The sequence below is a fragment of the Exiguobacterium sp. s157 genome (assembly GCF_018618205.1).
Classification (GTDB): Bacteria; Bacillota; Bacilli; order Exiguobacteriales; family Exiguobacteriaceae; genus Exiguobacterium; species Exiguobacterium chiriqhucha.
In genome coordinates this window covers 126,515-151,129 of sequence record NZ_JACSLQ010000006.1, presented here as the reverse complement: position 1 = coordinate 151,129, position 24,615 = coordinate 126,515, and the positions used below count along the sequence as shown (strand labels likewise).

Genomic DNA, 24,615 nt, shown 5'->3' with positions numbered 1-24,615 from the left:
GTCACTATGACCTATGATAATTTAGACGTAACTTTAAATGAATATTCGTGCTATCGATGAGGTAGAGGTGCGATGCTGATGAGTAAGTAGTCCGAGGATGACAACGGTGAAGACTACAGAAAGGCAAGATCGCCGAAGTGTAAAGTCATGTCTCTGACTTTGTGCTGGGCTGACGGGAAATACCCGTCAGACTGCCATACATATTTACGTATGGAGCGCTCCAAGTCGGCTAAGAAAGACGGAACATCCAGCGAGGGTGTCGGCTTTGTTGCCGATGCCCTCGCTTTGCGTTTTTTTAAGCATAGGGGGGCCTCATCTCTAACAAAAGAGGGGGAAATCACATGGTAGATTATTCAACTTCGGTACTCTCACTCGTACCGGCTTTATTGGCCATTATTATGGCCATCACAACACGGAAAGTCATTCCGTCACTCGGTGTCGGGATTATTGCAGGGGTCTTATTGCTTCACAATTTTAACCCGCTCGAATCGATTCAATATTTGTGGTCGAACGTCATCGCCTTATTCTGGGCCGACGGAGCCATTAATGAATGGAACGTGCTCTTGATTGCGTTCTTGCTCTTGCTTGGGATTTTGTCATCGATCATCCAAACGTCGGGCGGCGCCCGCGCGTTCGGAGAGTGGGCCGCTTCAAACGTCAAGACAGCCCGTGGTGCTCGTCTCGTCTCGTTCGGACTTGGGATTTTAATTTTCATCGACGATTACTTTAACAGTTTAGCCGTCGGGAACATCAGCCGGCCACTCACAGACCGTAAAAAAGTATCACGTGCGAAACTCGCCTACATGATTGACTCGACTGCCGCACCGGTCTGCGTCATCAGTCCGCTCTCGAGTTGGGGAGCTTATATCATCGCCATCATCGCAGGTATCCTGGCGAAGTATTCGATTGATAGCTACTCATCGTTCTCAGCGTTCATCCAAATCATCCCGATGAACTTCTACGCGGTATTCGCGCTTCTCTTGACGGCTTACGTCGCCTACACGGGACTTGCCATCGGACCGATGCGCACACATGAACTCCGTGCCCTCCAAGGGGAGCTCTACGATACATCGAAAGGTGCACCGATGGGGATGAGTGAAGACTTGAACGAACATGAAGGCGGGAAAGTACGTGACTTGATCGTTCCGATTATCGCCTTGATTATCGCTACGGTGTCGGCCATGCTCTATACGGGCGGACAGGCGCTTGCCGCTGACGGTCAGAGCTTCTCGTTGATCGGAGCGTTCGAATCAACAGACGTGACACGTTCCCTCGTAACGGGTGCTGTCATCAGCTTGATTGTTGCCCTCTTATTGTTGATTGGCCGCAAGATTCCGGCGAAAGACTATGGACAAGCGACATGGGGCGGAATTCGCGCCATGTGGCCAGCCGTGCTCATCTTGTTGTTTGCTTGGACGATTATCGCCGTCATCGGTGACATGAAGACAGGTGACTACTTGGCAAGTTTCGTTACGGATTCGATTTCACCATCTTACTTGCCGTTCCTCTTGTTCATGATCGCCGGTCTCATGGCGTTCTCGACAGGAACGAGCTGGGGGACGTTCGGTCTCATGCTTCCAATCGGAGCCGATTTGATTATGGCAGTCGAGCCGGAGCTCTTGCTTCCGACACTTGCCGCTGTTCTCGCCGGAGCGGTGTTCGGAGACCACTGTTCACCAATCTCGGATACGACGATTCTCAGTTCGACGGGTGCTGGATCGCACCATATCGACCACGTGTTGACGCAACTTCCATACGCGTTGATTTCAGCGGGCGTGGCAGCTGTCGGATATTTGGTACTCGGTGTTTCGGGATCGATGTGGATTGGATTCTTTGCAGCCCTCGCGACGTTCATCGTGGCTCTCATCATTGCACAAATCATTTCAAAACGCGGACGCGTACCAGCCGATATGCGGGCTGAGCGCGAAGCGTAATCATCTAGATAGGGGGCGTACCACAACTTCGTGGTACGCCCCCTTTTTTTGCGTCACAACGGCATAGCCCCAACAAACAAACCCTGCCGCAAGCAAGCGGCAGGGTTTGTGGGTTAGTTGACGTCCAACCATTTGAAGCTAGCGTCAGCTCCGAACGGGTGGCGGTACATGTTTTCGATGTTTGAACGCTCAAGGTAAGCTTCACCTTTTTGGTAAATCGGTGCGATCGCGAAATCATCTTCGAGCAAGATGCGTTCGGCTTCTTGCATCGCTTCCCAACGTTTCATTTGATCGGCTTCTTGTTTCGCGCCTTGAATCAACTTGTCGTACTCGTCGTTCGAGTAAGCCATGCGGTTGAACGGACCGTCTGTGACCCACATGTCGAGGTACGTCATCGGATCTTGATAGTCAGGGCCCCAACCGGCAGCGGAGACGTCATAGTCGCCAGCGCCTTCAAGTTCAAGGAAGTTTTTGAACGGCTGTTGCTTAATGTTAATTGTGAGGCCAGGAAGGTTCTTCTCGAGCTCACCTTTGATATACTCGTTGACTTTCTTGAACGCTTCTTCGTCACGTGAGAGGAACTCAAGTTCGATTGTCTCGACACCGAGTTCGGCAAGACCTTTCTCCCATGCAGCTTTCGCCTCGTCGACGTTATAGCTTTGAAGGTCTGGATACTTCTCACGGAAGTCAGCTCCATCTTCTGTGAACGTGAAGTCTTTCGCGACGATATAGTTGGCCGGCTGTGAACCGTCCGTCAAGATGACGTCTGTGACGCCTTGCTTATCGAAGCCTTTTGCGAGTGCCTCACGAATGTTGACGTTTTGAAGTGATTCGTTCTTCTGGTTGAAACGAAGGAAGTTGATTCGTGCGTCGGCACGTGTCTTGAACTCATCCGAGTCTTGGAATTGTGGAACGAATTCAGATGACAAGAGCGTGTAATCGACTTCGCCCGATTCGAACAAGTTGACGCCCGTCGCGACTTCTTTAACGACCTTGACGTTGATCGTATCCATCTTGACGTTTTCAGCGTCCCAATACTCAGGGTTCTTTTTATAGACCCAACCTTCATTGTCTTGCCAGCTATCTAACACGTATGGTCCGTTGTAAAGTGTCTTATCGACAGCTGTCGCAAACGACTCGCCTTGTTCTTCGACGAACTCTTGCTTTTGCGGCATGTACGTCGGGAATCCTGTCAACCCGAGGAAGTAAGGGGCAGGTGCCTCCAATTGTACTTCGAGTGTCTTCTCATCGAGCGCTTTCGCGCCAAGCGTATCGAGTTCTTCTTCGCCTGCGAGAATCTTATTGGCGTTTTTCAAATCTTGAAGGATATACGCGTACTCGGCACCTGTCTCAGGATTGAGGGCACGTTTCCATGAGTAGACGAAATCTTCAGCTGTGACCGGTGAACCGTCTGACCAGTTCGCGTCACGCAATTTGAAGGTGTATGTAAGTCCATCTTCTGAAATTTCTACGTCTTCAGCAATTCCCGGTACCGGTTGGTTATTTTCATCCAGACGATACAGTCCCTCGAAGACGTTGTTCGTCACGATGATTGACGTCGAGTCCGTTGTGAGCGTCGGATCGAGCTGTGGTAAATCTGTCGCCGAGACGAGCGTGATTTCCTTTTTCGCATCACTTGATGAAGATCCTTCAGACGAATCTGTTGTTTCTTCTCCGCCGCCACATGCTGCTGTCGCAAGCAAAGCGACACCCGATAAAGCTAACCATTTTTTGTTGCGCATCGTGTTACCTCCCGAAAATTCTGATTGTTTCGAATATATTGCAATTAAACTACAAACAAGATGAATGCGCAATAAAATTTTTTAAATTATTCGAAAATATAAACATTAGTAAAACACCTATCTAAACACCATTAGTTTCAGTAGAATAAGGAAATCATCGAATGATTATACATTATCGATGTATAGTTATTCGTCAGACGTCAACTTTTTGTGGAGGGTTTTAAATGAAGTCACAGTCAGCCGGAATCGGCTTTTTTGGGCTCGCTGCCATGGTCGTTGGAACGATGATTGGCGGAGGCGCATTTAATTTACCGGGAGCGATGGCACAAGGTGCTGGAGTCGGTTCGGTGTTAATCGGATGGACGATCACCGGTATCGGGATGGTCATGCTCGCGTTCGTGTTTCAATTTTTAGCTAATACACGTCCTGAACTTGAAGGTGGGATTTACGCCTATGCGAAAGAAGGATTCGGCAAGTTTGTCGGATTCAATAGCGGGTGGGGCTACTGGATGTCGGCATGGATCGGGACGGTCGCGAACATCACGTTAATCTTCAGCACGCTCAGCTACTTCTTCCCGATCTTTTCGGCCGAGCACCGGACGTTCCGCTTACTTATGAGCGCGGTCGTTATTTGGGGGTTGTTTTGGATTATCTCACGCGGGATGAGAGAAGCGGCACTACTCAATATCGTCACGACAATCGCCAAGCTCGTCCCGATTTTTTTATTTATTGTCCTCATCTTGTTTGCGTTTCGAATCGATACGTTCCAAATCGACTTCTGGGGTCAATCGGGATTCAGCTGGTCACAAGTGTTCCCGCAAGTGAAGTCGACGATGCTCGTGACGCTTTGGGCGTTCGTCGGGATTGAAGGGGCGGTCGTCCTATCATCACGTGCCCGCCACAAACGAGACGTCGGTCGTGCGACGGTGATCGGACTCGTCGGAACGCTTGTCATTTATATGATGATCTCGATTTTATCGTTCGGGGTGATGACCCAGGAACAACTCGCGGCACTTTCGGAACCGTCGATGGCGTATGTGCTCGAGGCCGTCGTCGGACCGGTCGGTGCGACCATCATTAACATCGGACTCCTCGTCTCGCTCTCGGGTGCCTTGCTCGGTTGGACGATTCTCGCGACGGAGATTTCGTACGTCGCCAGTCGTGACGGCGTGTTTCCGAAACTGTTCAATCGGCTCAATCGAAATGAGACGCCGGTGAGTGCCTTGTTCATCACACAAGCGTTCACGCAACTCGTCACCATCATCGCCCTGTTCTCGGAACAGACGTACTTGGTGCTCTCGAGCATCGCCGGCATCGCGGCGCTCGTGCCGTATTTGTTCTCGGCCTTGTTCGGTTGGAAAGAGGCACGGCGGACCGGAACACGCCCGATGCTCGTCATGTCCGGGATTGCGACCGTTTATGCGGCCTGGCTCCTTTATGCGTCAGGTGTCGAGTATATGCTCATCGCCATGATTTTGTACGCGCCAGGCGTGTTCGTCTTCATGTTGGCCGAACGCGAACAAGGCCGGCCGTACCTCAGCCGGTTGCAATACATGATTGCGGTCGTCATCCTCTTGGCAGCCACGTATGGTGTCTATGGACTATGGACGGCGACAATTAGCCTATAATAAAAAGTCATCTTACGTCGGGAGACGCGCGATGACTTTTTTCATTGACTGTTGTCCGTCAATAAGCGAACGACTTCAATTGGAGGAAGCGGCTTGGCGTACAAGAACCCTTGGAACGAGTCGCAAGCGGTTTGTTTCAAGTGGTCGAGCATCTCTTGATCCTCGACACCCTCGGCTACGACGTGCAGATTCAGGCTCTTGCCGAGGTGGACGATGACATCGAGTAAGTGTGACTTCGACGTCAACCAATCATCGAGGAAGACTTTATCGATTTTTAGCTCGTCGACCGGGAACGACTTCAAGTATTGCAGTGACGAGAAGCCGGTCCCGAAGTCGTCGATGGATAGGCGATAATCGAGACGTTTGATTTGATCCATCCGGGCGATAATCTCGTCCGTCTGCTGCATGACGAGACTCTCGGTGATCTCGAGGATGATGTCGGACGGGTTCAAATTGAGCTGTTGCTTGATATTCCGGAGCGTATTGATGAAGCTGTCGCTCCGGAATTGATTCGGTGAAATGTTGACGGCCATCGACAACGGGCGGTCGACGAGTTGCTGCCAGACTTTCAACTGTTTGGCCGCCTCGAGAATGACCCAGTTGTTGATTGGGACGATGAGTGCCATCTCCTCGGCGAGCGGGATGAACTCTGAAGGTGGGATCTGTCCGAGTTCATCATGATGCCAACGGAGAAGCGCCTCGAACCCGATGAGCGTGTCAGTCTTTAACTCATATTTTGGTTGATATTCTAAATAGAAATGTTTTTCTTCAAGTGCTTGATAAAGTGCTTTCTCGATATGGATTTGACGTGAAAACGCATCGTCCATATCTTTCGTGACGAACTGGATCGTCCCGACACCGATTCGTTTGCCTTTGAACAGGGCGCTCTCGGCGCGCGTGTACAGTTCTTCTAATGAAGATGTGGCGGACGGATAGAAGACGCACCCGATGGAAATCGATACCATGATGGAGTGATGATAAATCCGGAACGGACGCTGCAATTCATGTTGCAGTTGGCGCAGCAACTGGAACACTTCTTCTTTCGACTGTTCAAAGAAAATCAACCCGAACAAACCGCCCGACGGATGGAACATGACGCTCGTCTCAGGCAAGAACTGCGCAGCCCGGTCCTTGATTTGAAGGAGCAATTCGTTGCCGACGCGTGAACCGAACGATTCATTGATGATTTTGAAGCGATCGATATCGAACAAGGCGACGTGAACCAAGCCATCTCCTTGATCGACATCCGTCAACACGTGGCTGTACTGACGGAGCCATCCTCTCTTGTTCAAGAGTCCGGTCAAGTCGTTATGGTACGCGAGATAATTGACCTCTTGCTCGAGTCGCTTTTTATCTGAGACGTCAAAGCCGAAGGCGGTATACTGTACGATTTCGCCTTCATCACTCAAAATCGGGACGACCGTCAAATTGAGCCAACACATGTTGCGGACATGCCGCTCGGAACGGACGGGCATTTCACCGTTCCAGATGCGGTCGGTCGTAAGTGCTTGAAGCACGTCCTCGGCAAGCGGATGATTCTCAAATGACGGATGGATGAGCTCGAACCAGTTACGACCGATGAATTGATGATCGGGTGCGCCGATTAATCCGCATAGCAACGGATTGATTTCTGTAATCTCGCCGTAAGCGTTTGTTGCCAAATAATACGTCGATTGTTCAATCATCGCTTGAAAGTGGTGAAGCAGATTGAACTGTTCCGTGCTGATGAGCGGCCCAAACCCTTTCGGCAGGAACGCAAGGAAGTACCCGGTATAGTCGTTGATGAAAAAAGATTGTAAATAAGCAGTCGCATAGACGACTGATCCGTTTTTATGTTTGAACGGCGTCATCGCCGTCGTCGAGAACGGATATTGAAGGAGCATCGGTGACCAGGATTCAAGCGCATCCTGTAAGTGTTGGACAACAGGGAGCGGATGGTGAAGCACCTCGTCTCGTCCCCATCCGAACAGCGTTTCCGCATATTCGTTCCACAGCAGGACGTTGCCATCGAGATTGATGTAACAGCATGGGACAGATAAAGCATCGATGAACTCGTCAATCGGCAAATCACGCAATGAAGCCACATTGTTTCCTCCAATCTACATCAAATGAATCGTATTCTACGTTCAGTGTACCTTATTTTGCCAAACCGAGGAATGGGCAAGTTGGTCGTTGTCAAAAGAAAGACGGTCATCATATACTGAAGGAGTAAGATAGTTTTTTGATAAGGGGGAAATCAAATGTCAAAGACACAAGAAGTGATTGAATTGACAGAGAAATTCGGGGCGCACAATTATCATCCACTTCCAATCGTCATCTCGGAAGCGAAGGGGATCTGGGTGACAGATCCAGAGGGGAACCGCTACATGGATATGTTGAGTGCCTATTCGGCCGTCAACCAAGGTCATTGTCATCCGAAAATCATTCAAGCGCTTAAGGACCAAGCCGATAAAATCACGCTGACGTCACGTGCGTTTTACAATGATCAACTCGGTCGTTTCTACAAAAAAGTGGCAGCGCTTACAAACAAAGAGATGGTGTTGCCGATGAACACGGGTGCGGAAGCAGTCGAAACGGCTGTCAAAGCATCACGTCGCTGGGCGTATGAAGTGAAGCAAATCCCAGGCCAAGCGGAAATCATCGTCTGCTCGGGCAACTTCCACGGCCGGACGATGGCGGCGGTGTCGATGTCGACAGAAGCGGAATATCAACGCGGATTCGGCCCGCTATTGCCAGGGTTTAAAGTCGTGCCGTATGGTGACATCGATGCGTTCGAGGCGGCCATCACTGAAAATACGGCGGCGTTCATCGTCGAACCGATTCAAGGCGAAGCCGGGATCATCATCCCACCGGCTGGTTACTTGAAACGTGCCAGTGAGCTCTGCCAGCAGCATAATGTCTTGTTCGTGGCCGATGAGATTCAATCGGGGCTCGGTCGCTCAGGTAAATGGTTCGCCATCGAATGGGAAGATGTGGAGCCAGATATGTATATTCTCGGAAAAGCGCTCGGGGGCGGCGTGTTCCCGGTATCGTGTGTGGCGGCCAATGAAAACGTCTTGAGTGTATTCAATCCAGGCTCACACGGTTCGACGTTCGGAGGGAATCCGCTCGCGGCGGCCGTGTCGATCGCGTCACTCGAAGTGTTAGAAGAAGAGCAGTTGCCACAACGTTCCCTCGAACTCGGGACATATTTCATGGACCGTTTGAAATCAATCGACAATCCGCTCATTAAAGATGTGCGCGGTCGCGGTCTGTTCATCGGGATCGAATTGACGGAAGCAGCCCGTCCATACTGTGAGGCGCTTAAAGAACGTGGCCTGCTCTGCAAAGAGACACATGAGACGGTGATTCGATTGGCACCACCACTCGTCATCACGAAAGAGGAGCTCGATGAGGCGTTCGAGGCCATCTCGGCCGTGTTCGCACCAGCAGCTATTTCGTGATTGCGCATCGCTTGTTATAATGAATACAGACTTAAACACCTGTCTCGCGACGTGCTCGCGGCAGGTGTTTTTTTGAAGGGAGACGGGGCCATGCTCTATGTATACGTCGGCTTGGCGGGAGCGCTCGGTGCCTTGGCACGTTATGGGATCGGAACAGGCATCGAGACGTTTTGGATCGGTATGTTTCCGCTCGGGACGCTGCTCATCAATTTATCAGGCAGTTTCGCGCTCGGTTGGCTGACACACTTTCTGTTTCGGTCCGGACGACTCTCCCCGAGTGTCGTCACCGCGGTCGGAACAGGATTCATCGGCTCGTTCACGACGTTCTCGACGTTCAGTGTGGAGACGATTGAGTTGCTGGAGTCCGGCGCAATTGGCATGGCCTTGCTCTACGTGACACTAAGCCTTATGCTCGGTCTGTTCAGTTCGTGGCTCGGGTTTTGGTTCGGACGGCGTCGGTTCAAACAGTTCAGGCGAGAAGAGGTGGTGCGATGACGATCGCCATCATTATGCTGGGGGCGTTCTTTGGAGCGATGGCACGGTTTGGCATTGGTCAGCTCGTCAAAACATGGACGACATCTATGTTCCCGTGGGCGACGCTGTTCGTCAATGTGAGTGGGTCGTTTTGTCTCGGCTATTTATATGCGTCGAGTGCCGGCCCGTCGCTCATGCTCGGACTCGGTGTCGGCTTTCTCGGTTCGTTCACGACGTTCTCGACGTTCAAGCTCGAAGTGATGCGGTTCGTCGCCAAAGACTGGCTTCGTTTCGGGATGTATTTGCTTGCGACCTATGTACTTGGTCTGCTGGCGGCCTATCTCGGTTATCATCTGCCATGACAAATCCCTCGGAACACGTTTCCGAGGGATTGTTTTATTCGCTAAGTTGGAGTTTTTCAGCACAAGATGGGCACGTGTTCTCGTAAGACTCGCACTGCTCATCCATCTGTTTCCCGCACTCTTGACACGTCTTGTCCGGTAACTTCCGATAAAATTCGACGGAAGATTCAAGTCGGCTTGCCCATTCATTCATTGTAACTGCCCCCTTTATTTAAGTAACGTAGCTGTTATGTTGTTTTGATTGTATTATAACAGAGGGTGATAAGTCAACAATAATATATAACAGATTTATAAATCGGATTTTGTTAGAATGAGAGTATAGAAAATGAGGTGAGATGGATGAAAGCACCCCAATGCGAAACGATTGCCATTCAGAATGAGGATGTCGGGGTATTACAACAAGCGTTGACCGATCTTGATGCGACGCGGGTCAGTCGATTATTCAAAGCGTTCGCCGATCCGACCCGACTTAAAGTGCTCTACGTGCTCACGCTCGAAGCGGAACTGTGCGTCTGTGACGTGGCGGCCGTGATTAAACATTCGAATGCCACGGCGTCCCATCACTTACGGACATTGCTCGAGCAAGGACTTGTCAAATATCGAAAGGATGGAAAAGTCGTTTATTATTCGCTCGACGATGACCACGTCCGGTTGCTCGTCGAGATTGCGATGGCCCATAGCGCCGAGCAAGATGAGACTGAATCAGACACGTGAGGCTGACTGGGATTCCAGTCGGCTTTTTTTTCGGTTGTAATTGTGAGGCGACCGCGTTACGATATATTCAAATGAACGTTTGAATATAAAAGGGGCGAAATTAAGATGAAACGAGATGTATTGCCCGTCGAAGGGATTACATGTACGAACTGCGCCGCCAAAATCGAGAAGAGTGTGACGGGAGAGGACAGTGTCGCCGCTTGTCAGATTGATTTTGCGAGAAGTCGAATGATTATCGAATGGAATGATTCGAAGGATCATACGGAGACGCTACGGGCTATCGAAGCGTCGATGGCGCGAATTGAACCGGGTGCTCATTTTGTGAAAGATGATGAGGAAGTACCGATGTCGAGTCGCTTGTTATGGCGGTTCGGGATTGCATTCGCATTCCTGCTCGTCGGTCTGTATACCGATTCGCTTGTCGTGTACGGAATCGCCTACGTGGTTGCGGGTTATGATGTCGTCTATGCCGCATTTCGTAACGTATGGCATCGGGAATGGTTTGATGAGAAATTTTTAATGACGATTGCGACGGTCGGTGCGATTGCGATTTCGGAGTATCCGGAAGCGGTCGCCGTCATGCTGTTTTATCAACTCGGTGAGTATTTCCAAGCGAAAGCGGTCCACGCTTCACGGCGGTCGATTCAATCGCTATTGAATTTGAAACCGACACGCGCACGCGTTCTTGTTGAGGGGCGAGAAGTTGAGCAACGACCTGAGGACGTAACGGTCGGCTCCGTCATCATAGTGCGGGCTGGTGAACAAGTGCCGATGGATGGTCAGGTGTTACAAGGGGACAGCTCACTGGATACGGCTTCTCTGACAGGAGAGTCGTTGCCACGCCAAGTCGGGCCTGGTGAAGACGTATTGGCCGGCATGATCAACCTCGAGGGACGGCTCGAAGTTCGGGTCGAGCGACCGGCTGCGGAGTCGAGTCTTCAAAAGATGATTGCCCTCGTTGAACAGGCGAGCATGAACAAGGCGAAGACGGAACAGATGATTACAAGGTTAGCCAAAGTGTACACGCCAATCGTCGTCGTTTTAGCGGCTGTGGTCGCGTTTGTCCCGCCATTGTTTGTCGGAAATTTGGAGGAGTGGGTGTACCGGGCTTTAATCTTCCTCGTCATTAGTTGTCCGTGTGCCTTAGTGATCTCAATTCCGCTCGGTTATTTCGGTGGAATTGGTGCTGGCTCGCGGCGTGGCATTTTAGTGAAAGGCGGCGAGTATTTGGACGTCCTCGCCGAAGTTGAGACGGTTATCTTTGATAAGACCGGAACGCTCACGACGGGACGTTTTGAAGTGACGGATATCGCGACGAACGGAGAACTGACGAAGGACGAGTTGCTCCAACTTGCGTCCCGAGTCGAGATGGCTTCGACGCATCCGCTTGCAAAAGCAATCGTCGAGCAAGCCGGTCCGGTCGCGCCGTTCGCAACAATCCAAGAAGAGCCGGGTTACGGACTGATGGCTATAGAGGGTGAACACCGCATTTACGTCGGTAGTGCCCGCTATATGAAAAAATTGGGCTGCTCGATCCCGACGGAGACATCGGGGACGATTGTGCATGTCGTGAAAAATGATCGCTGGCTCGGACGAATCGAGTTGAGGGACGAAGTGAAGGCGGATGCGGAACAGACGATTCGTGCGTTGAAACAATACGGATATCGGACAGTCATGCTGACGGGTGATCGGCAAGAGGTCGCGAATGCCGTCGGTTCAGCGATTGGCATCGATGAAGTGTACAGCGAGTTGCTTCCACATCAAAAAGTAACGGAAGTCGAGCGGTTGGCAACAACCGGCAAGGTCGCTTTTGTCGGTGATGGCTTGAACGATGCGGCGGCGCTTGCGCGTGCTGATGTCGGACTCGTGATGGGTGGTGTCGGTAGTGATACTGCGGTCGCAGCAGCTGATCTTGTTCTCATGAATGATGCCCCACACGATGTTGTGGCGGCGATTGATTTGAGCAAAAAGACACGACGGATTGTCTGGCAAAACATTACGTTCGCGTTCGGGATGAAGGCGCTCTTCCTCTTACTCGGCGTATTCGGACTCGCCTCGATGTGGGAAGCCGTGTTTGCCGATGTCGGGGTCGCCTTACTCGCTATCGGAAATGCCGCCCGATTGATTCACGCCAAATAAAAAAACCTCGAGCATGCTCGAGGCTGGGAACCGACTCACTGGGGTCGGTTCTTTTTGCGTGTTTTGAAAATCAAAAATAAAATGACGATAATCGCAGCGCTAAGGAGGATGGCGATGGACGTGAGCGCTTGCATTAGCACATCGATTTGATTCTCCGTCGCAATCAATTGTTTGCGGATGTCGTCATACTGCATCTTTTTTAAGGCACGCAAATCTTCGAGAATCGTTTGACGTTGATCAGTCATCGTTTCAGCGAGGTCGGTCGCGGCTTCGATGTCGCCCCTTTCATAGAGGACGAGCACTTGATCAGCCCCTTGCTCCCAAATCCCGTCGCGATGGAGCAAATCAATCAGCGAGCTCGGTGTGTGCGGGTCGTTCGTGATCGACGTCTTCAACTCTTCAGCTTGCTGGGACATACTGTAATACGATTCTAAAAAACGCCGGTCTTCGTAGGCGAGCAACCCGCGAATGGCGTTGGCTCGTTCAATGTTAAAATACATGATCTCTTCGATGGCATCATAGGAATCGAGGCGTTGACTATGAATCGACTCGAGTTGATGTCTCGTGTCTCGAAGTTGAAAGGCGAAACTAGCGAGAACGAGGATGGATAAGACGGATAACGAAATGAGTACGGTCAGCCATTTTCGTTGGGACATGGTCATCCCTCCTTCCATACAATCGTACATTATTTACCGATTTCGTCGCAAAATATTTTTTTGGAAAAGGAAAATTTCGGGTAAAGGTATAAAAATATAGTAATGCGTTTCTTGATATCGTTTACAATGATAGAGGAACGATTTTATTCATAAGGAGAATACACATGCCAGAGAACTCATCGTTAATCAAGTTGCACCAAGTCTTGAAAGAAAAACGAACGAACGTCCATTATGAGATTCCGACGTTATGGAACCGGCTGCAATTCGCTTCAGAGCCTGTACGTGATGGGGTCGAACGGGTCAATCCATATGATTTCTTGATCGAGACGATTGAAAAAGCGATTCTTCCCCATGCGGTCGACGGACGGGGTTACCATCAATCGGTCGCCCAAGCGGACGGATATTTGCAAACTGGCGGCGATTGGATCAAGCGGGCATCGGTCTACTCGATGCAAGTCCGGACGTCGACATCATGGGATCATGATGGATCAGGCTATGTCGAAATGGAGAACTCGATCGGCATGAAAGACACAGGGACGTTCGTCAAAACGCTCGCGTTGATTCCGCATCTCCTTTACATGGGAATCGACACGTTGTTCTTATTGCCAATCTCGCAACACAGTCATAAAAACAAAAAAGGCGAATTTGGTTCTCCTTATGCCGTGCAAGACTTTTTTGGAATCGATGAGGAACTGAAAGAGACGTTGACCGGAGACGGCTTGACGGTCGAAGAAGAGTTCGCGGCGTTCGTCGAAGCATGTCACATGGTGGGGATTCGTGTCGTCATCGATGTCATCCCGCGTACATGTGCTCGTGACAACCGACTCATTCTCGAAAATCCGGAATGGTTTTATTGGATTCCGGTGACCGAACTCGATTACTATCATCCGCCGCACGTACCAGGAATTGGTGAGAACGTGAAACCAGAGCATGCTTTCTTACCTATGATTTATGGGTCAGAAGACGTCTGGGCGCACTTACGTCGCTTCTCGATGGCACCGAATCTCGTCGATGCGGACAAGTGGGAGACGGTGAGAGCGTACTTGCTCGAGCATCCAGAAGAGAACTTGCTTGCCGTCATCGAGCGCGAGTTCGGCTTGACGACCGCTCCAGCCTTCTCCGATTGCATCAATGATCCGCAGCCACCATGGTCAGATGTGACGTATTTCCGTCTGTTCTTGGACCACCCGACAGCGGCAGCACCTTACGTGAGCGAAGCGAACTTGGCACCTTATATCTTGTTCGACTCGATCAAATCGAATCAATTCCGAGGCGATCAAATCAACGAGCCGCTCTGGGCGATGCTCGCCGACATCATTCCGCACTATCAGCGTGAATATGGGATTGATGGAGCTCGCATCGACATGGGGCACGCCTTGCCGGTCGATTTGGCGCAACGGATTCTACAGCAACCGCGTGAACTCGACGCCAACTTCAGCTTCATCGCTGAAGAATTGATTGAAATCGGTGCGTGGGCGGCGAAAGAAGCGGGCTATAACATGATTATCGGGTACGGGTTCTATAAAGAGCCACGCTTTGATACACATGAGACGCACCAGTTCGTATATGACTCGCGCTTCTTACCGTTACCGGTGTTTGCGGCCGGAGAAACGGCAGACACGCGCCGTATCGCGACACGAGATGGGGGACGGCAGGCGAGTCGCTTGCTCGCCGTCTTGAACGGCTTCGTACCGAACGGCATCCCGATGACGAACTCTGGACTCGAACTGTATGAGACACAGCCGATGAACACCGGGCTCGACTGCCGACCGGAAGAAGCGTATCAACTCTTCCCGACCGATCCGTACTTTGGAAAGCTTGCTTTCTTCGATGCGTACCAGTTCCATTGGGATCATCCGGAGCGAGACGAGATGATCGAACTGATGCATCAAGTGGCCGAGGTGCGTCGTCGTTGGTTGGACGTCCTCGTCAACCCGAGTCATTTCGAACCGCTCGCCATGGCACATATGGATGCCCCGTTCATCGGCCTCGCTTGGTTGCGTCCGGATACGAACGAGACGCTTCTCGTCGTGGCCAATACGGATATGCACCAACCGTTGCAAGGGAAAGTCCCGCTCGACGGGGTGCGACGCCGCAACTGGAACGCGAGCCGTTTCGCCGAGATGGTGTACTCACCGACGTCATGGCCGTACGCCGAGCATTCGTTCGATGAGAATTGGGACCTGTGGGTCGATTTGAAGCCGGGCGAAGTGAAGATTTATGAGATGAAATGAGCAAATGCCCCGAACCGGATACCGATTCGGGGCATGTTCGTTACATCGTCTTCTTCATATAGTAAATAACAAACTCATCGAGTGGCATCGGTTTCGCATAGCGATAGCCTTGCATCGAATCACAGCCGATTTTCCGTAAGAAATTCTCTTGATACTCGGTCTCGACACCTTCAGCGACGAGTGCCATCCCTAGTTGCCGGGCCATCGCGACGATGGTCGCGGTGACGGTCTGATACTCCCGGTTTTCTTCGAGTTGCATCGTGAACTCGCGCGGGATTTTCAGCTCATCGATTGGATAGCGGACGAGGTAGGCGAGCGAGCTGTAGCCGGTACCGAAATCGTCGATCGACAGTTTGATGCCAAGCGCCTTCAACTCGAGAATCCGTGTCAACACGCGGTCGGATTGATGGGCCGCGACCGTCTCGGTCAACTCGAAGTTAAGTCGGCCAGGTTCAATCGGGAACCGTTCGAATAACGTCGTCAAATATTCGATTAAGTGCTCATCGAACAGTTGGCGGACGGATAGGTTGACCGATAGTTTTGGTAAATCGATATCGCCTTGCTCGAATGCGTACATCAATTGGAATGTTTCATGAATCATCCAGCGGCCGAGATCATGGATATGCCCCGTCTCTTCGGCAATCGGGATGAACTGGCTTGGCGGGATGAAGACGCCATCTCGTTGCCAACGCATGAGCGCCTCGGCCCCGATGATGGCTTTCGTCGAAGCGTCAACTTGAGGCTGAAGATAAAGTGAGATCTCGCCTTTCTCGAGGGCGGTATCAAGCCCTTCCATCAACAGTTTGCGCTCTTCTTTGTGGGCCCGTAATTCAGGAGCGAAAAAAACGGTCTCGTTGCGTCCTTTGTCCTTCGCCTTATACATGGCAAGGTCGGCGTTCGACAGCAAATGCTTGAGCGTCGAACCGTGTTCAGGATAGCGGACGATACCGATGGACGCGTGAATCTCGACGAGCGTCCCGCCCATGAAGTACGGCGGACGATAGACGGAGCGCCGTAACCGTTCGACGAGCATCTCATCGTCGTCATGCTCGGCGACAACGATGAATTCGTCACCACCGAGCCGGCCCGCATACTCGTTCGGCAACAAGGCGCCCCGCAGACGTTTACCGATATGTTGCAACAACTCGTCACCCATATGATGGCCGAACTGGTCGTTAATTTCTTTAAAACCGTCGAGGTCGGAGAACATGAGCGAGAACGGACGTCCTTCCGCGATCAGCCGTTCAATCTGTTCTTGCAGGGCGTAGCGGTTATGAAGCCCGGTTAGACTGTCATGGTTCGCTTGATAATAAATCTGTTCTTGTTGGACGATCATTTGCGTGATGTCCTTGACGATCGCATAGATGCCTTCGACTTCGCCGTCGATAATCATTGGAATATTCATCAACTGCCACACCCGTTTCGCCCCGTCTTCGGTGACGACATCGACGTCGAGCGTCCGGGGGCGACCGTTCGTTAAATCGTGCAATACGGTCGCATAGGCGGACCGGTCTTTTTGTTCGATGATATCTAATATGTTGGAACCGATGAGTGTCTCTGTGTCATGACCGAGCACCGAGCTGCCGGCCTCGTTTACGGACAACACTTCACCGTGAAGGTCGAACAAGAAAATCGGTTCGGCATGATAGGCGAACAGGGACCGATACTGTTGCTCCCGAATTTCAAGCTCATGTGCTTTCGTCGTCACTGCGACTTCGAGGTCGGTGTTGACGGTATGTAAACGGTGGCTGATCAAGGCATTTTGCTTGGCGACGACGAACTGACGAATGAGCAGCAACAAGACGGCGTTCGCCGTCATCGAATCGAGCACGGATGTACCGAGCAACCGATCGGAGGCGAGCATGAACAGCATGACGATTGCGCTATAGACGACGTAGTCGAACACGGAGTCATAGACGAGGGCATCTTCTCTCGATTCATCGAACACGTAGCTGATTGAAATGATAAAGATGCTACTCACTTGAAGCAGGTGCACCAACTCATGGCCGATGCCGTTGAAGATGAGCAATTGGTTCAAAATCGAGGCAGTCGTGAAGCCGAGAATGCCGATCAACAAGAACACACGGAACGTTTGGCCGACCGAGGTGATGCGATTCAAGTACAGGAAGCCGAGCATCATGTAGAGACTAATCAACACCATCTGTTCTTCAAACCCGTTCAAATGAGCCGCATAACGTGCTCCGTCGTTCGAATAAACGAACAGATGCAACGCCCCAATCAACAGGAAGCTGAACAAGGCGAAAATGTCGAACGTTCGCAGTTTCAATGTCCGAATTTCAATCGATTGCGTGATGACAATCAGCGACATAATCAAATAAAAAAAGTTCTGAATGAACGGCATATGGTTGATTGTTGTCGATGCGCCAAAATGGTGTCCGACCAAATAAGCGATGAAGCAGACATTGCCGGCGCTAATCAGTAAATGTATGTAGCGTCGCATCCCTTGATTTTGAAACACGGCCGTCGCGCTAAAGACGGTCGCGATGAGAGTGACCGCCGTGAAATAGACGAACAAACTTGTCTCCCTCAAGGCGTAAGGGGTGAACAGAATCAATAAAAGTCCGAGAAAAAAGGTCCCGACGAGCAAAGCGGGGACTGTTTGGCGCAACGAGTGGTTGGTCAACTCATGCACCTCCTTCTGTATATGTCTAAGAGGCTCACCATTATTATCGGATTGTTCATGCGTTTGTTACACAAAAAAATCGACAGCAAGTTGCTGTCGATTAAAGTGTATACGAATGTTCTTTGAAGTTACCGACGACCGAATCGATTTCAGAGACGGTGATGAACGCTTCTGAATCAATCTCGGAGACGATTTGACGCAGTTTTGGAATCTCGTTATTCTGGACGACGACATACAACATCTTCTTCGAGTCGTTCGAGTAACCGCCGGTCGCGTCCATAATCGTGACGCCGCGTTTCAAGTTCTGCTTGATGACGAGGTTGATTTCATCGGCTTTCTTACAGATGATGAAACACTGCTTTTGCGCCGAGAAGAACCGGTGAATCGTCAACAACGTCCGCGACCGGACGAAACTGAGGACGAGCGCATACATGACCGCTTTAATGTCGAACGTGATGAACACGAGGATATAGACGATGAGATCTTGTGTCAAAAAGATTTTCGGGAGTGATAAGTTCCGGTTGTTCGTATAAATGACTTTCCCGAGAATGTCGAGTCCTCCGGTCGAAGCGCCTGCGAATAACAGCAAGGCGAGTCCGAGCCCAGAGACGATTCCGCTGAACACCGAGGCGACGAGCGGGTCATCGAGCGGGGTCGGTGGGATGAGCACGGGTAGCGTGTCAATCAAGATGGATGACAAGACGACGACAAGCCCGGTCATAAGGATAAACCGTTTTCCGAGATATTTAATTCCGACGATGAAGAGTGGGATGTTCAAGACGAGTTGCGTGAACCCGATTGGCGTGTTGAACAATTCATTGACGATCAACGTGATCCCGACGATGCCCCCCGTCCCGATTTCATTTGGTTTGAGCAGTAGTCCGACAAAAATGGATTGTAAAATCGTTCCGGCGATGAGGAACAAGGTCGTTTCGACGGCGATCCGTTTTCTAGTTTTTGCGTACATAGATCATGGCTAGGTGCCATACGCCCCCCTTTGACATAAACTCATTCAAGCGTACTCCGACGATGTCGGAATTTCAAGGGACGATTGATTACAATTCATTATGGAAGCGGTCGATATCACTTGCGAGCTGTTCATGAACGTAATCGATGACTTGAGCGTCATCGAATAAGCCGAGCGGAGCGTCATCCGGAATCGCATCGAATGGGGATACGAAGTAGAGGACGGCGGCGACGAGGGCGTGCTGTTTGTCTGGCTGCATCTCGAACTGGTCGTTATAGAGGGCGCGCAACATATTGAGCAACTGTTTCATTTGGAAGTAGAGCGTCAGTTCTTCTTCCCGTTCGATATTGCTAATCTCGTTCGAAGCGACGTCGACCGTCACTTTAGCGAGAGCGAGTTCGCCTTGGACCAAGAGGTCACCTAATGTTTCATTGTCGGTATAGTCCTCGGTCGCGCTCGTTAAAAAGTGTGTGTACGTTGTTTTCCAATCTGACATGTATATTCCTCCTTCTGTCTTCATCTACTAATATGCCCGTTTTTGCGATTTGGTTGCAACTTTTCCGAAAATTTAAGAAAATAGAAATAAGTGAAAAAGGAGGAACTGTACATATGTCTACTGTAACCATGCCGACTGAGGCAGAATTTGCCCGCTACGCTGAGCTTGCCGTCAAAAAAGGCGTCAACATTCAGCCGGGCCAACAGCTCGAAGTCCGAGCTGATATTAGCCAAGCACCGCTCGTCCGTCAAATCGTGAAAGCAGCTTACGCAGCTGGCGCGAAACAAGTATATGTCAACTGGAGCGACGAAGAGACGACGAAAGTCCGTTACTTCAACGCCCCGGCGGATGCTTTCAAAGAATACCCGGAATGGCTCAAGGCCCGCTTTGAGCAATTGGCCGAAGAGAAGACGGCGTTCCTATCGATCGTCAGCGACGACCCGGACGCACTGAACGGCGTTGAGTCGTCACGCATCGCGGACTCGAACCGTGCTGCCGGCGTGGCGCTCGCGAAATGGCGCAAATATGTCATGAGCGACAATGTCAGCTGGTCAATCGTCGCTGGCGCTTCGGAAGCATGGGCGAAGAAAGTCTTCCCAGACCGTGAAGACGCTGTACCGGCCCTTTGGAAAGCGATTTTCGAAGCGACGCGAATGGACCAACCGGATGTCGTTGCGGCGTGGGATACGCACGACACATCGCTCCGTGAACGAGCGACATTACTCACGAATAAGAAGTATGCGAAGCTCCACTACAAGGCACCGGGCACGGAATTGACGATCGGCTTGCCGAAGAAGCACGTCTTCCTTGGCGGCGGCGGTCCGAACATCGACGGCGTCGATTTCATCGCCAACATGCCGACCGAAGAAGTGTTCACGCTCGCTGATAAAGATTCGGTCGAAGGACACGTCTCGAGCACGAAACCGCTCAGCTACAGCGGCAACTTGATTGATGGGTTCACGCTTTGGTTCGAAGGCGGGAAAGTCGTGAAGGCGGAAGCGAAACAAGGCCAACAGGCACTCGATGAGTTGTTGAACCTCGATGAAGGGGCGCGTCGTATCGGAGAAGTTGCGCTCGTGCCGGACGACTCACCAATCTCGAACTCGGGTCTCCTTTTCTATAACACGTTATTCGACGAGAACGCATCATGCCACTTGGCGCTCGGACGCGCCTACTCGACATGTCTCGAAGGCGGACCACAAATGTCAGCTGAAGAGCTCGCCGAGAACGGTGCGAACGACTCGATGACACACGTCGACTTCATGATTGGCTCGGCCGAGATGAACATCGACGGTGAACTCGAAGACGGTTCACGCGAAGCCATCATGCGTGACGGCAACTGGGTCATTTAATCAAGCAAGAGACGAATCCCTTCGTGGAATTCGTCTCTTTTTTATGTCAATTCATAGAGGAAGGCGAGGGCATTCGGTAGCCGACGCCGCCACGCGATTTCATTATGGACGGCACCGGGCTCGACTTCATAGCGGAAGGCAATCCCTGTTCGCGCGACAGTCTCGACGAGTTTCGCGTTCGTATAGAGGTAATCCTCGGGCGTGATCGGTCCGCTCGTCTCGTTCGTCCCGATGTCCATATAGAGGCGCGCCGTCACATCGGCCTGCTTCACATCCCGAATGAGGGAGTCGAGATTGGCCCAAGCGGCTGTCGAGAGCGAGCCGACGCGCCGGATGGACGGATAGGCCGTCATCATATAGAGCGAGATGACCCCGCCCATCGAGCTGCCCATCACGCCGACGTCGTCCGGGTCGGTCGCGTAGCGTTCATCAATCCACGGCTTCAAATCTTTCATGAGCCAGTCGGCGTAAGCCCGACCTCTCCCGCCGAGCGTGGGCCGTGTCTTGGCGAGTTCCGGCCCGATTCGGCGATATAGCATCTCATCCTCATAAAACGAATACTCATCGTAGCGGTCGAGCCAGTCCGGGGCACTCGCGATGGCGACGACCATGAGCGGCAATTGCAAGTCCTCGATGTGGCGGTCGATTGACCAACCTTCGCCGATCGTGGCGGTCTTGCCGTCGAACACGTTTTGACCGTCGTGCATATAGAGGACCGGGATTCGTTCGTCAGCCGACACGAAGTCGGGACGATAGACACGGACAATCCGCTTCCGGCCACGTATGGCCTCGGTCGGTAAGGTGAAGCTGAATTGGTCGAGCATATAAAGCGCTCCTTTCGCAGTCAACTGGTTTTAGTTTGCCGGGTGTGGACGAGAAATGCAATCGCGACACTTGACTACCTACCGTTCGTTAGGTAAAGTGATAATGAAGAAAGGGGTCGATGACGGATGAATACGAAACAACGAATCGAGCTGGCGGCACGGCGGCGCTTTGCGCTTGAAGGGTATGAAGGACTATCATTAGCGGCACTCGCCGAGGATGTTGGCATTAAGAAAGCGTCGCTATACGCCCATATCGAAGGAAAAGAGCAATTGTTCAAACAAGTCGTCGAGGACATGGCAGATCGTTACGATCGCGTCTGGCGAGAAGCGCGGGACGCCACTGAGGGCGCGGCACCGCTCGAACGGATCGAGGCCATCGTCGAGACGTTGATTCGCTTCTTTGAAGAAGAGGAGACATGGATGCTGACGAAGCGGATGTTGCTCGTCCCGCCTCCTGAATTGCGATTGTTCATCGAGACGACGCTCGGGTCGGTCGAGACGGACTTGCAAGCGTTTGAGAAAGAACAGTTTCGATTGGCGATGGAGCAAGGGGCGTTACCCGAACAGTCGCTCGAGGACGTTTACGATGCCTACTATTGTTTTCTCGACGGCGCGCTCATCTCACTCTTCACGCTCGAGACGAATCGCGTCAAGCGGCAACAGGCCGCATTCACCATCTATAAGAAAGGAGTCGGATGGACATGAAACAAGATCAAATGGCCTGGGTTTGGCTCATTCTAGCCGGCCTGCTTGAAATCGTCTGGGCCACGACGATGAAACTGTCGAACGGCTTCACGGTGCTCGGTCCGAGCACCGTGACCGTTCTCTTATTAGTTGTGAGCTTTGGGTTGTTGGCGATGTCGTTCCGGACGTTACCGGCCGGGACCGGTTATGCAGTGTTCACCGGCATCGGGGCCGTCGGAACGGTCATCGTCGGTGCAGTCTTGTTCGATGAGGCGCTGACCGGCATGAAGCTCGTCTTTATCGCGACGCTCCTCATCGGTGTGATTGGACTGAAACAAGTGACAGGAGGAGAATCGGCATGAGTTGGGTATTTTTGATTGGCGCGGGTCTTGCCGAGATGATGGCGGTCTTTTGGATGGGAAAATCGAAAGGCTATCAGATTGTTAAATGGTCGATCTTGTCCGTCGGAACGTTTGCCTTAAGTTTTTATTTGTTGTCGCGCTCGCTCGAGACGCTCCCGCTCGGGCTGGCATATTCGATTTGGGTCGGGATTGGGGCGGCCGGCGGCGTCGTGCTCGGCATGCTGTATTTGAACGAATCGCGGGACCGGTGGCGTATCTTCTTCTTATTGCTTATTATCGGGAGTGTCATCGGATTAAAAGTTGTCGCGTGATCAGGATTAGCTTCGAATAAAAACGGGAATTAAATAGTTCAGACTGTGAACGAAAGGGGCGGGGACGATGAGTCATATCAAACTGCAATCCGAGCGTCTACGACTCGAACCTTACACGATTGCTGATTTTTATTTCGTGAAATCGCTACTCCAAGATCCGCGCGTGATGCGTTTCATTAGCCCGGATGGAAAGCCATATACGGATGAACAGACGATCGAATGGTTCGAGCGCCAGTTGGCCCGCTATCAGACGGGTCGTCAAACCGGGTTGCTCAAATTGATGTCGCATGAAAATGACGAGCCAATCGGTCATGCCGGCACGTTGCTCCATGAACTCGACGGCACGATTGAACTTGAAGTCGGATATTGGTTGGCGCCGAAGCATTGGCATATGGGCTACGGACGCGAGGCAGCGGCTCGTCTCATGCGTCATGCGTTCGAAGAAGGTGAGAAAGAGATCATTTCCTTGATTCATCCGGATAACGTCCCATCGCAACGGGTCGCGAAAGCGAACGGACTGCATTGGGATCGGGATACCGAATATCAAGGCATGCTCGTCTCGGTATATGCCGGTGATTTAGAACGGTTGTGCCGCCATATGAAACGGGAAGAAATGACGCGTTAAAAAAAAGTAAAAAAAGTTTTAAAAAACAGTTGCCAAGGCATTAGTTTCTTGATATATTAATAGTGTCCTTAAGAGAGGACACGACCTGATTCTGTAGCTCAGCTGGGAGAGCGCTACCTTGACAGGGTAGAGGTCGCTGGTTCGAGCCCAGTCAGAATCACTTGGGTGCCAAACCCGATGCGAAACCCATAGGAACGTGGGTTTCCGCGACGCCACTTCTTGCGAGAAGTGGCTTTTTTTTTGTTTTTCTTTCAATTGACAGCCTACATAAACAGTTGGTATATTCCTCTCAATACATACAGAAACGGGGAATTATACGATGGTCTTAACCGGAACAATCGTCAACGCGGCGTTGATCGTGATTGGCACATTACTTGGACTCTTGTTTCACCGCATCCCCGAACGAATGAAAGAGACGGTCACCGCAGCCATCGGTCTCGCCGTCGTCTTGCTTGGCGTTCAAATGGGGATGAAAAGTGAGAACTTTTTAATCGTCATCGGCAGTCTCGTCATCGGGGCTGCACTCGGCGAATGGTGGAAGCTCGATGAGAAGTTGAACGAGGTCGGCTATCAATTGGAACGCCGCCTCGGGGGCAAGAGTAAGTCAAGTATCGCCGAAGGCTTCATCACGGCGACGCTCATCTTCGTCATTGGTGCGATGGCTGTCATCGGCGCGCTCGACAGCGGATTGCGCGGGGATCATGACGTCCTCTATACGAAAGGATTGATTGACGGTTTCACGGCACTCGTCCTCAGCTCGACGCTCGGCATCGGGGTCATGTTCTCGGCCGTCCCGGTACTCTTATACCAAGGAGCAATCGCCTTGCTCGCCATTCAAATCATGAAGTTCATCCCGGAGTCGCTCATGGATGACTTTATTTTAGAGATGACGGCGACCGGTGGTGTCATGATTGTCGCGATTGGGTTGAACTTGGTCGGCATCACGCGGATTCGTGTCGCGAACTTATTGCCGGGAATCTTGATGGTCGCGGTCATCGTCTCGATTTTACATATCGTCCAATAA

The 24,615-nt window shown here is 51.5% G+C and carries 22 protein-coding genes, 1 tRNA gene and 1 riboswitch; of the genes, 15 read left to right on the top strand and 8 right to left on the bottom strand.

Annotated elements, in window-relative coordinates; translation table 11 throughout:
- Positions 1–54: 54 nt before the first annotated feature.
- Positions 55–229: riboswitch (Lysine riboswitch) on the top strand.
- Between the two features lie 112 nt (positions 230–341).
- The gene (locus KNP67_RS12310; RefSeq protein ID WP_021065239.1) at positions 342–1,934 is read left to right on the top strand and encodes a Na+/H+ antiporter NhaC family protein; all 1,593 of its coding nucleotides are present in this window, start codon (positions 342–344) and stop codon (positions 1,932–1,934) included.
- Positions 1,935–2,047: 113 nt separating this feature from the next.
- Here the strand turns inward: KNP67_RS12310 and KNP67_RS12305 are convergent, their stop codons facing one another.
- Complete coding sequence (locus KNP67_RS12305) at positions 2,048–3,676, bottom strand: peptide ABC transporter substrate-binding protein (protein ID WP_214756700.1); 1,629 nt, start codon at positions 3,674–3,676, stop codon at positions 2,048–2,050.
- 224 nt (positions 3,677–3,900) lie between these two features.
- Between KNP67_RS12305 and KNP67_RS12300 the strand changes: the two genes are divergently transcribed.
- Positions 3,901–5,304, top strand: coding sequence for a basic amino acid/polyamine antiporter (locus KNP67_RS12300; protein ID WP_021065241.1), 1,404 nt, complete (start codon positions 3,901–3,903; stop codon positions 5,302–5,304).
- Positions 5,305–5,345: 41 nt separating this feature from the next.
- Here the strand turns inward: KNP67_RS12300 and KNP67_RS12295 are convergent, their stop codons facing one another.
- Entirely contained in the window at positions 5,346–7,388 is a 2,043-nt protein-coding gene (locus KNP67_RS12295; RefSeq protein ID WP_029596086.1) for a bifunctional diguanylate cyclase/phosphodiesterase, read from the bottom strand.
- Positions 7,389–7,544: 156 nt separating this feature from the next.
- Here KNP67_RS12295 and KNP67_RS12290 point away from each other — a divergent pair, with 156 nt between their 5' ends.
- The 3 genes from KNP67_RS12290 to KNP67_RS12280 all read left to right on the top strand — a co-directional run bounded on the left by KNP67_RS12290 (position 7,545) and on the right by KNP67_RS12280 (position 9,583).
- Positions 7,545–8,747, top strand: coding sequence for an ornithine--oxo-acid transaminase (locus KNP67_RS12290; protein WP_029596085.1), 1,203 nt, complete (start codon positions 7,545–7,547; stop codon positions 8,745–8,747).
- A gap of 90 nt (positions 8,748–8,837) precedes the next feature.
- Complete coding sequence (gene crcB / locus KNP67_RS12285; protein WP_131472420.1) at positions 8,838–9,242, top strand: fluoride efflux transporter CrcB; 405 nt, start codon at positions 8,838–8,840, stop codon at positions 9,240–9,242.
- A complete protein-coding gene (locus KNP67_RS12280; protein ID WP_029596084.1) occupies positions 9,239–9,583 on the top strand; it encodes a fluoride efflux transporter FluC in 345 nt (114 codons plus the stop codon). Before crcB ends, KNP67_RS12280 begins: the two co-directional genes overlap by 4 nt.
- 34 nt (positions 9,584–9,617) lie before the next feature.
- Here KNP67_RS12280 and yhfH read toward each other — a convergent pair whose 3' ends face one another.
- On the bottom strand, positions 9,618–9,776 hold the full coding sequence (gene yhfH / locus KNP67_RS12275) for a protein YhfH (protein ID WP_021065246.1): 159 nt from the start codon (positions 9,774–9,776) through the stop codon (positions 9,618–9,620).
- A gap of 146 nt (positions 9,777–9,922) precedes the next feature.
- Here yhfH and KNP67_RS12270 point away from each other — a divergent pair, with 146 nt between their 5' ends.
- Complete coding sequence (locus KNP67_RS12270) at positions 9,923–10,297, top strand: ArsR/SmtB family transcription factor (RefSeq protein ID WP_021065247.1); 375 nt, start codon at positions 9,923–9,925, stop codon at positions 10,295–10,297.
- Between the two features lie 105 nt (positions 10,298–10,402).
- Positions 10,403–12,436 carry a heavy metal translocating P-type ATPase gene (locus tag KNP67_RS12265; protein WP_214756699.1) on the top strand — a complete coding sequence of 678 codons (2,034 nt, stop codon included), beginning with the start codon at positions 10,403–10,405 and terminating at the stop codon, positions 12,434–12,436.
- 35 nt (positions 12,437–12,471) lie between these two features.
- Here the strand turns inward: KNP67_RS12265 and KNP67_RS12260 are convergent, their stop codons facing one another.
- On the bottom strand, positions 12,472–13,092 hold the full coding sequence (locus tag KNP67_RS12260; RefSeq protein ID WP_251130866.1) for a hypothetical protein: 621 nt from the start codon (positions 13,090–13,092) through the stop codon (positions 12,472–12,474).
- Positions 13,093–13,256: 164 nt separating this feature from the next.
- Here KNP67_RS12260 and KNP67_RS12255 point away from each other — a divergent pair, with 164 nt between their 5' ends.
- Positions 13,257–15,326 carry an alpha-amylase family protein gene (locus KNP67_RS12255; protein ID WP_251128747.1) on the top strand — a complete coding sequence of 690 codons (2,070 nt, stop codon included), beginning with the start codon at positions 13,257–13,259 and terminating at the stop codon, positions 15,324–15,326.
- A 40-nt stretch (positions 15,327–15,366) separates the two neighbouring features.
- Here the strand turns inward: KNP67_RS12255 and KNP67_RS12250 are convergent, their stop codons facing one another.
- From KNP67_RS12250 to KNP67_RS12240, 3 genes are all read right to left on the bottom strand, one after another.
- Positions 15,367–17,970, bottom strand: a complete 2,604-nt coding sequence (locus KNP67_RS12250) for a putative bifunctional diguanylate cyclase/phosphodiesterase (RefSeq protein ID WP_251130865.1) — start codon at positions 17,968–17,970, stop codon at positions 15,367–15,369.
- 100 nt (positions 17,971–18,070) lie between these two features.
- Positions 18,071–18,937, bottom strand: coding sequence for a YitT family protein (locus KNP67_RS12245; protein WP_214756697.1), 867 nt, complete (start codon positions 18,935–18,937; stop codon positions 18,071–18,073).
- Positions 18,938–19,025: 88 nt separating this feature from the next.
- On the bottom strand, positions 19,026–19,433 hold the full coding sequence (locus KNP67_RS12240) for a YkvA family protein (RefSeq protein WP_214756696.1): 408 nt from the start codon (positions 19,431–19,433) through the stop codon (positions 19,026–19,028).
- A gap of 113 nt (positions 19,434–19,546) precedes the next feature.
- On the opposite strand from KNP67_RS12240, the gene KNP67_RS12235 reads away from it, so the two are divergent.
- The gene (locus KNP67_RS12235) at positions 19,547–20,785 is read left to right on the top strand and encodes an aminopeptidase (protein ID WP_214756694.1); all 1,239 of its coding nucleotides are present in this window, start codon (positions 19,547–19,549) and stop codon (positions 20,783–20,785) included.
- A 41-nt stretch (positions 20,786–20,826) separates the two neighbouring features.
- On the opposite strand, the gene KNP67_RS12230 is transcribed toward KNP67_RS12235, so the two are convergent.
- A complete protein-coding gene (locus KNP67_RS12230; RefSeq protein ID WP_214756693.1) occupies positions 20,827–21,609 on the bottom strand; it encodes an alpha/beta hydrolase in 783 nt (260 codons plus the stop codon).
- A 126-nt stretch (positions 21,610–21,735) separates the two neighbouring features.
- Here KNP67_RS12230 and KNP67_RS12225 point away from each other — a divergent pair, with 126 nt between their 5' ends.
- The 6 genes from KNP67_RS12225 (at position 21,736) to KNP67_RS12200 (ending at position 24,615) form a co-directional block, all read left to right on the top strand.
- Positions 21,736–22,314 carry a TetR/AcrR family transcriptional regulator gene (locus KNP67_RS12225; protein WP_021065256.1) on the top strand — a complete coding sequence of 193 codons (579 nt, stop codon included), beginning with the start codon at positions 21,736–21,738 and terminating at the stop codon, positions 22,312–22,314.
- A gap of 11 nt (positions 22,315–22,325) precedes the next feature.
- Positions 22,326–22,655, top strand: a complete 330-nt coding sequence (locus KNP67_RS12220) for a DMT family transporter (RefSeq protein WP_214756710.1) — start codon at positions 22,326–22,328, stop codon at positions 22,653–22,655.
- Positions 22,652–22,966, top strand: coding sequence for a DMT family transporter (locus KNP67_RS12215; protein ID WP_021065258.1), 315 nt, complete (start codon positions 22,652–22,654; stop codon positions 22,964–22,966). Before KNP67_RS12220 ends, KNP67_RS12215 begins: the two co-directional genes overlap by 4 nt.
- 67 nt (positions 22,967–23,033) lie before the next feature.
- A complete protein-coding gene (locus KNP67_RS12210; protein ID WP_029596076.1) occupies positions 23,034–23,591 on the top strand; it encodes a GNAT family N-acetyltransferase in 558 nt (185 codons plus the stop codon).
- Positions 23,592–23,678: 87 nt separating this feature from the next.
- Positions 23,679–23,751, top strand: a tRNA-Val gene (locus KNP67_RS12205).
- Between the two features lie 159 nt (positions 23,752–23,910).
- Positions 23,911–24,615 (top strand): DUF554 domain-containing protein, encoded by a 705-nt coding sequence (locus KNP67_RS12200; RefSeq protein ID WP_021065260.1) that lies wholly within the window; start codon positions 23,911–23,913, stop codon positions 24,613–24,615.

Excerpts from the sequence above, each read along its gene's own strand:
- KNP67_RS12215 (WP_021065258.1), top strand. The coding sequence starts at position 22,652 with ATGAGTTGGGTATTTTTGATTGGCGCGGGTCTTGCCGAGATGATGGCG.
- KNP67_RS12260 (WP_251130866.1), bottom strand. The coding sequence starts at position 13,092 with ATGTCCCAACGAAAATGGCTGACCGTACTCATTTCGTTATCCGTCTTA.
- yhfH (WP_021065246.1), bottom strand. The coding sequence starts at position 9,776 with ATGAATGAATGGGCAAGCCGACTTGAATCTTCCGTCGAATTTTATCGG.
- KNP67_RS12280 (WP_029596084.1), top strand. The coding sequence starts at position 9,239 with ATGACGATCGCCATCATTATGCTGGGGGCGTTCTTTGGAGCGATGGCA.
- KNP67_RS12310 (WP_021065239.1), top strand. The coding sequence starts at position 342 with ATGGTAGATTATTCAACTTCGGTACTCTCACTCGTACCGGCTTTATTG.
- KNP67_RS12245 (WP_214756697.1), bottom strand. The coding sequence starts at position 18,937 with ATGTACGCAAAAACTAGAAAACGGATCGCCGTCGAAACGACCTTGTTC.
- crcB (WP_131472420.1), top strand. The coding sequence starts at position 8,838 with ATGCTCTATGTATACGTCGGCTTGGCGGGAGCGCTCGGTGCCTTGGCA.
- KNP67_RS12240 (WP_214756696.1), bottom strand. The coding sequence starts at position 19,433 with ATGTCAGATTGGAAAACAACGTACACACACTTTTTAACGAGCGCGACC.
- KNP67_RS12235 (WP_214756694.1), top strand. The coding sequence starts at position 19,547 with ATGTCTACTGTAACCATGCCGACTGAGGCAGAATTTGCCCGCTACGCT.
- KNP67_RS12270 (WP_021065247.1), top strand. The coding sequence starts at position 9,923 with ATGAAAGCACCCCAATGCGAAACGATTGCCATTCAGAATGAGGATGTC.
- KNP67_RS12300 (WP_021065241.1), top strand. The coding sequence starts at position 3,901 with ATGAAGTCACAGTCAGCCGGAATCGGCTTTTTTGGGCTCGCTGCCATG.
- KNP67_RS12220 (WP_214756710.1), top strand. The coding sequence starts at position 22,326 with ATGGCCTGGGTTTGGCTCATTCTAGCCGGCCTGCTTGAAATCGTCTGG.
- KNP67_RS12230 (WP_214756693.1), bottom strand. The coding sequence starts at position 21,609 with ATGCTCGACCAATTCAGCTTCACCTTACCGACCGAGGCCATACGTGGC.
- KNP67_RS12290 (WP_029596085.1), top strand. The coding sequence starts at position 7,545 with ATGTCAAAGACACAAGAAGTGATTGAATTGACAGAGAAATTCGGGGCG.
- KNP67_RS12305 (WP_214756700.1), bottom strand. The coding sequence starts at position 3,676 with ATGCGCAACAAAAAATGGTTAGCTTTATCGGGTGTCGCTTTGCTTGCG.
- KNP67_RS12210 (WP_029596076.1), top strand. The coding sequence starts at position 23,034 with ATGAGTCATATCAAACTGCAATCCGAGCGTCTACGACTCGAACCTTAC.
- KNP67_RS12255 (WP_251128747.1), top strand. The coding sequence starts at position 13,257 with ATGCCAGAGAACTCATCGTTAATCAAGTTGCACCAAGTCTTGAAAGAA.
- KNP67_RS12200 (WP_021065260.1), top strand. The coding sequence starts at position 23,911 with ATGGTCTTAACCGGAACAATCGTCAACGCGGCGTTGATCGTGATTGGC.
- KNP67_RS12265 (WP_214756699.1), top strand. The coding sequence starts at position 10,403 with ATGAAACGAGATGTATTGCCCGTCGAAGGGATTACATGTACGAACTGC.
- KNP67_RS12225 (WP_021065256.1), top strand. The coding sequence starts at position 21,736 with ATGAATACGAAACAACGAATCGAGCTGGCGGCACGGCGGCGCTTTGCG.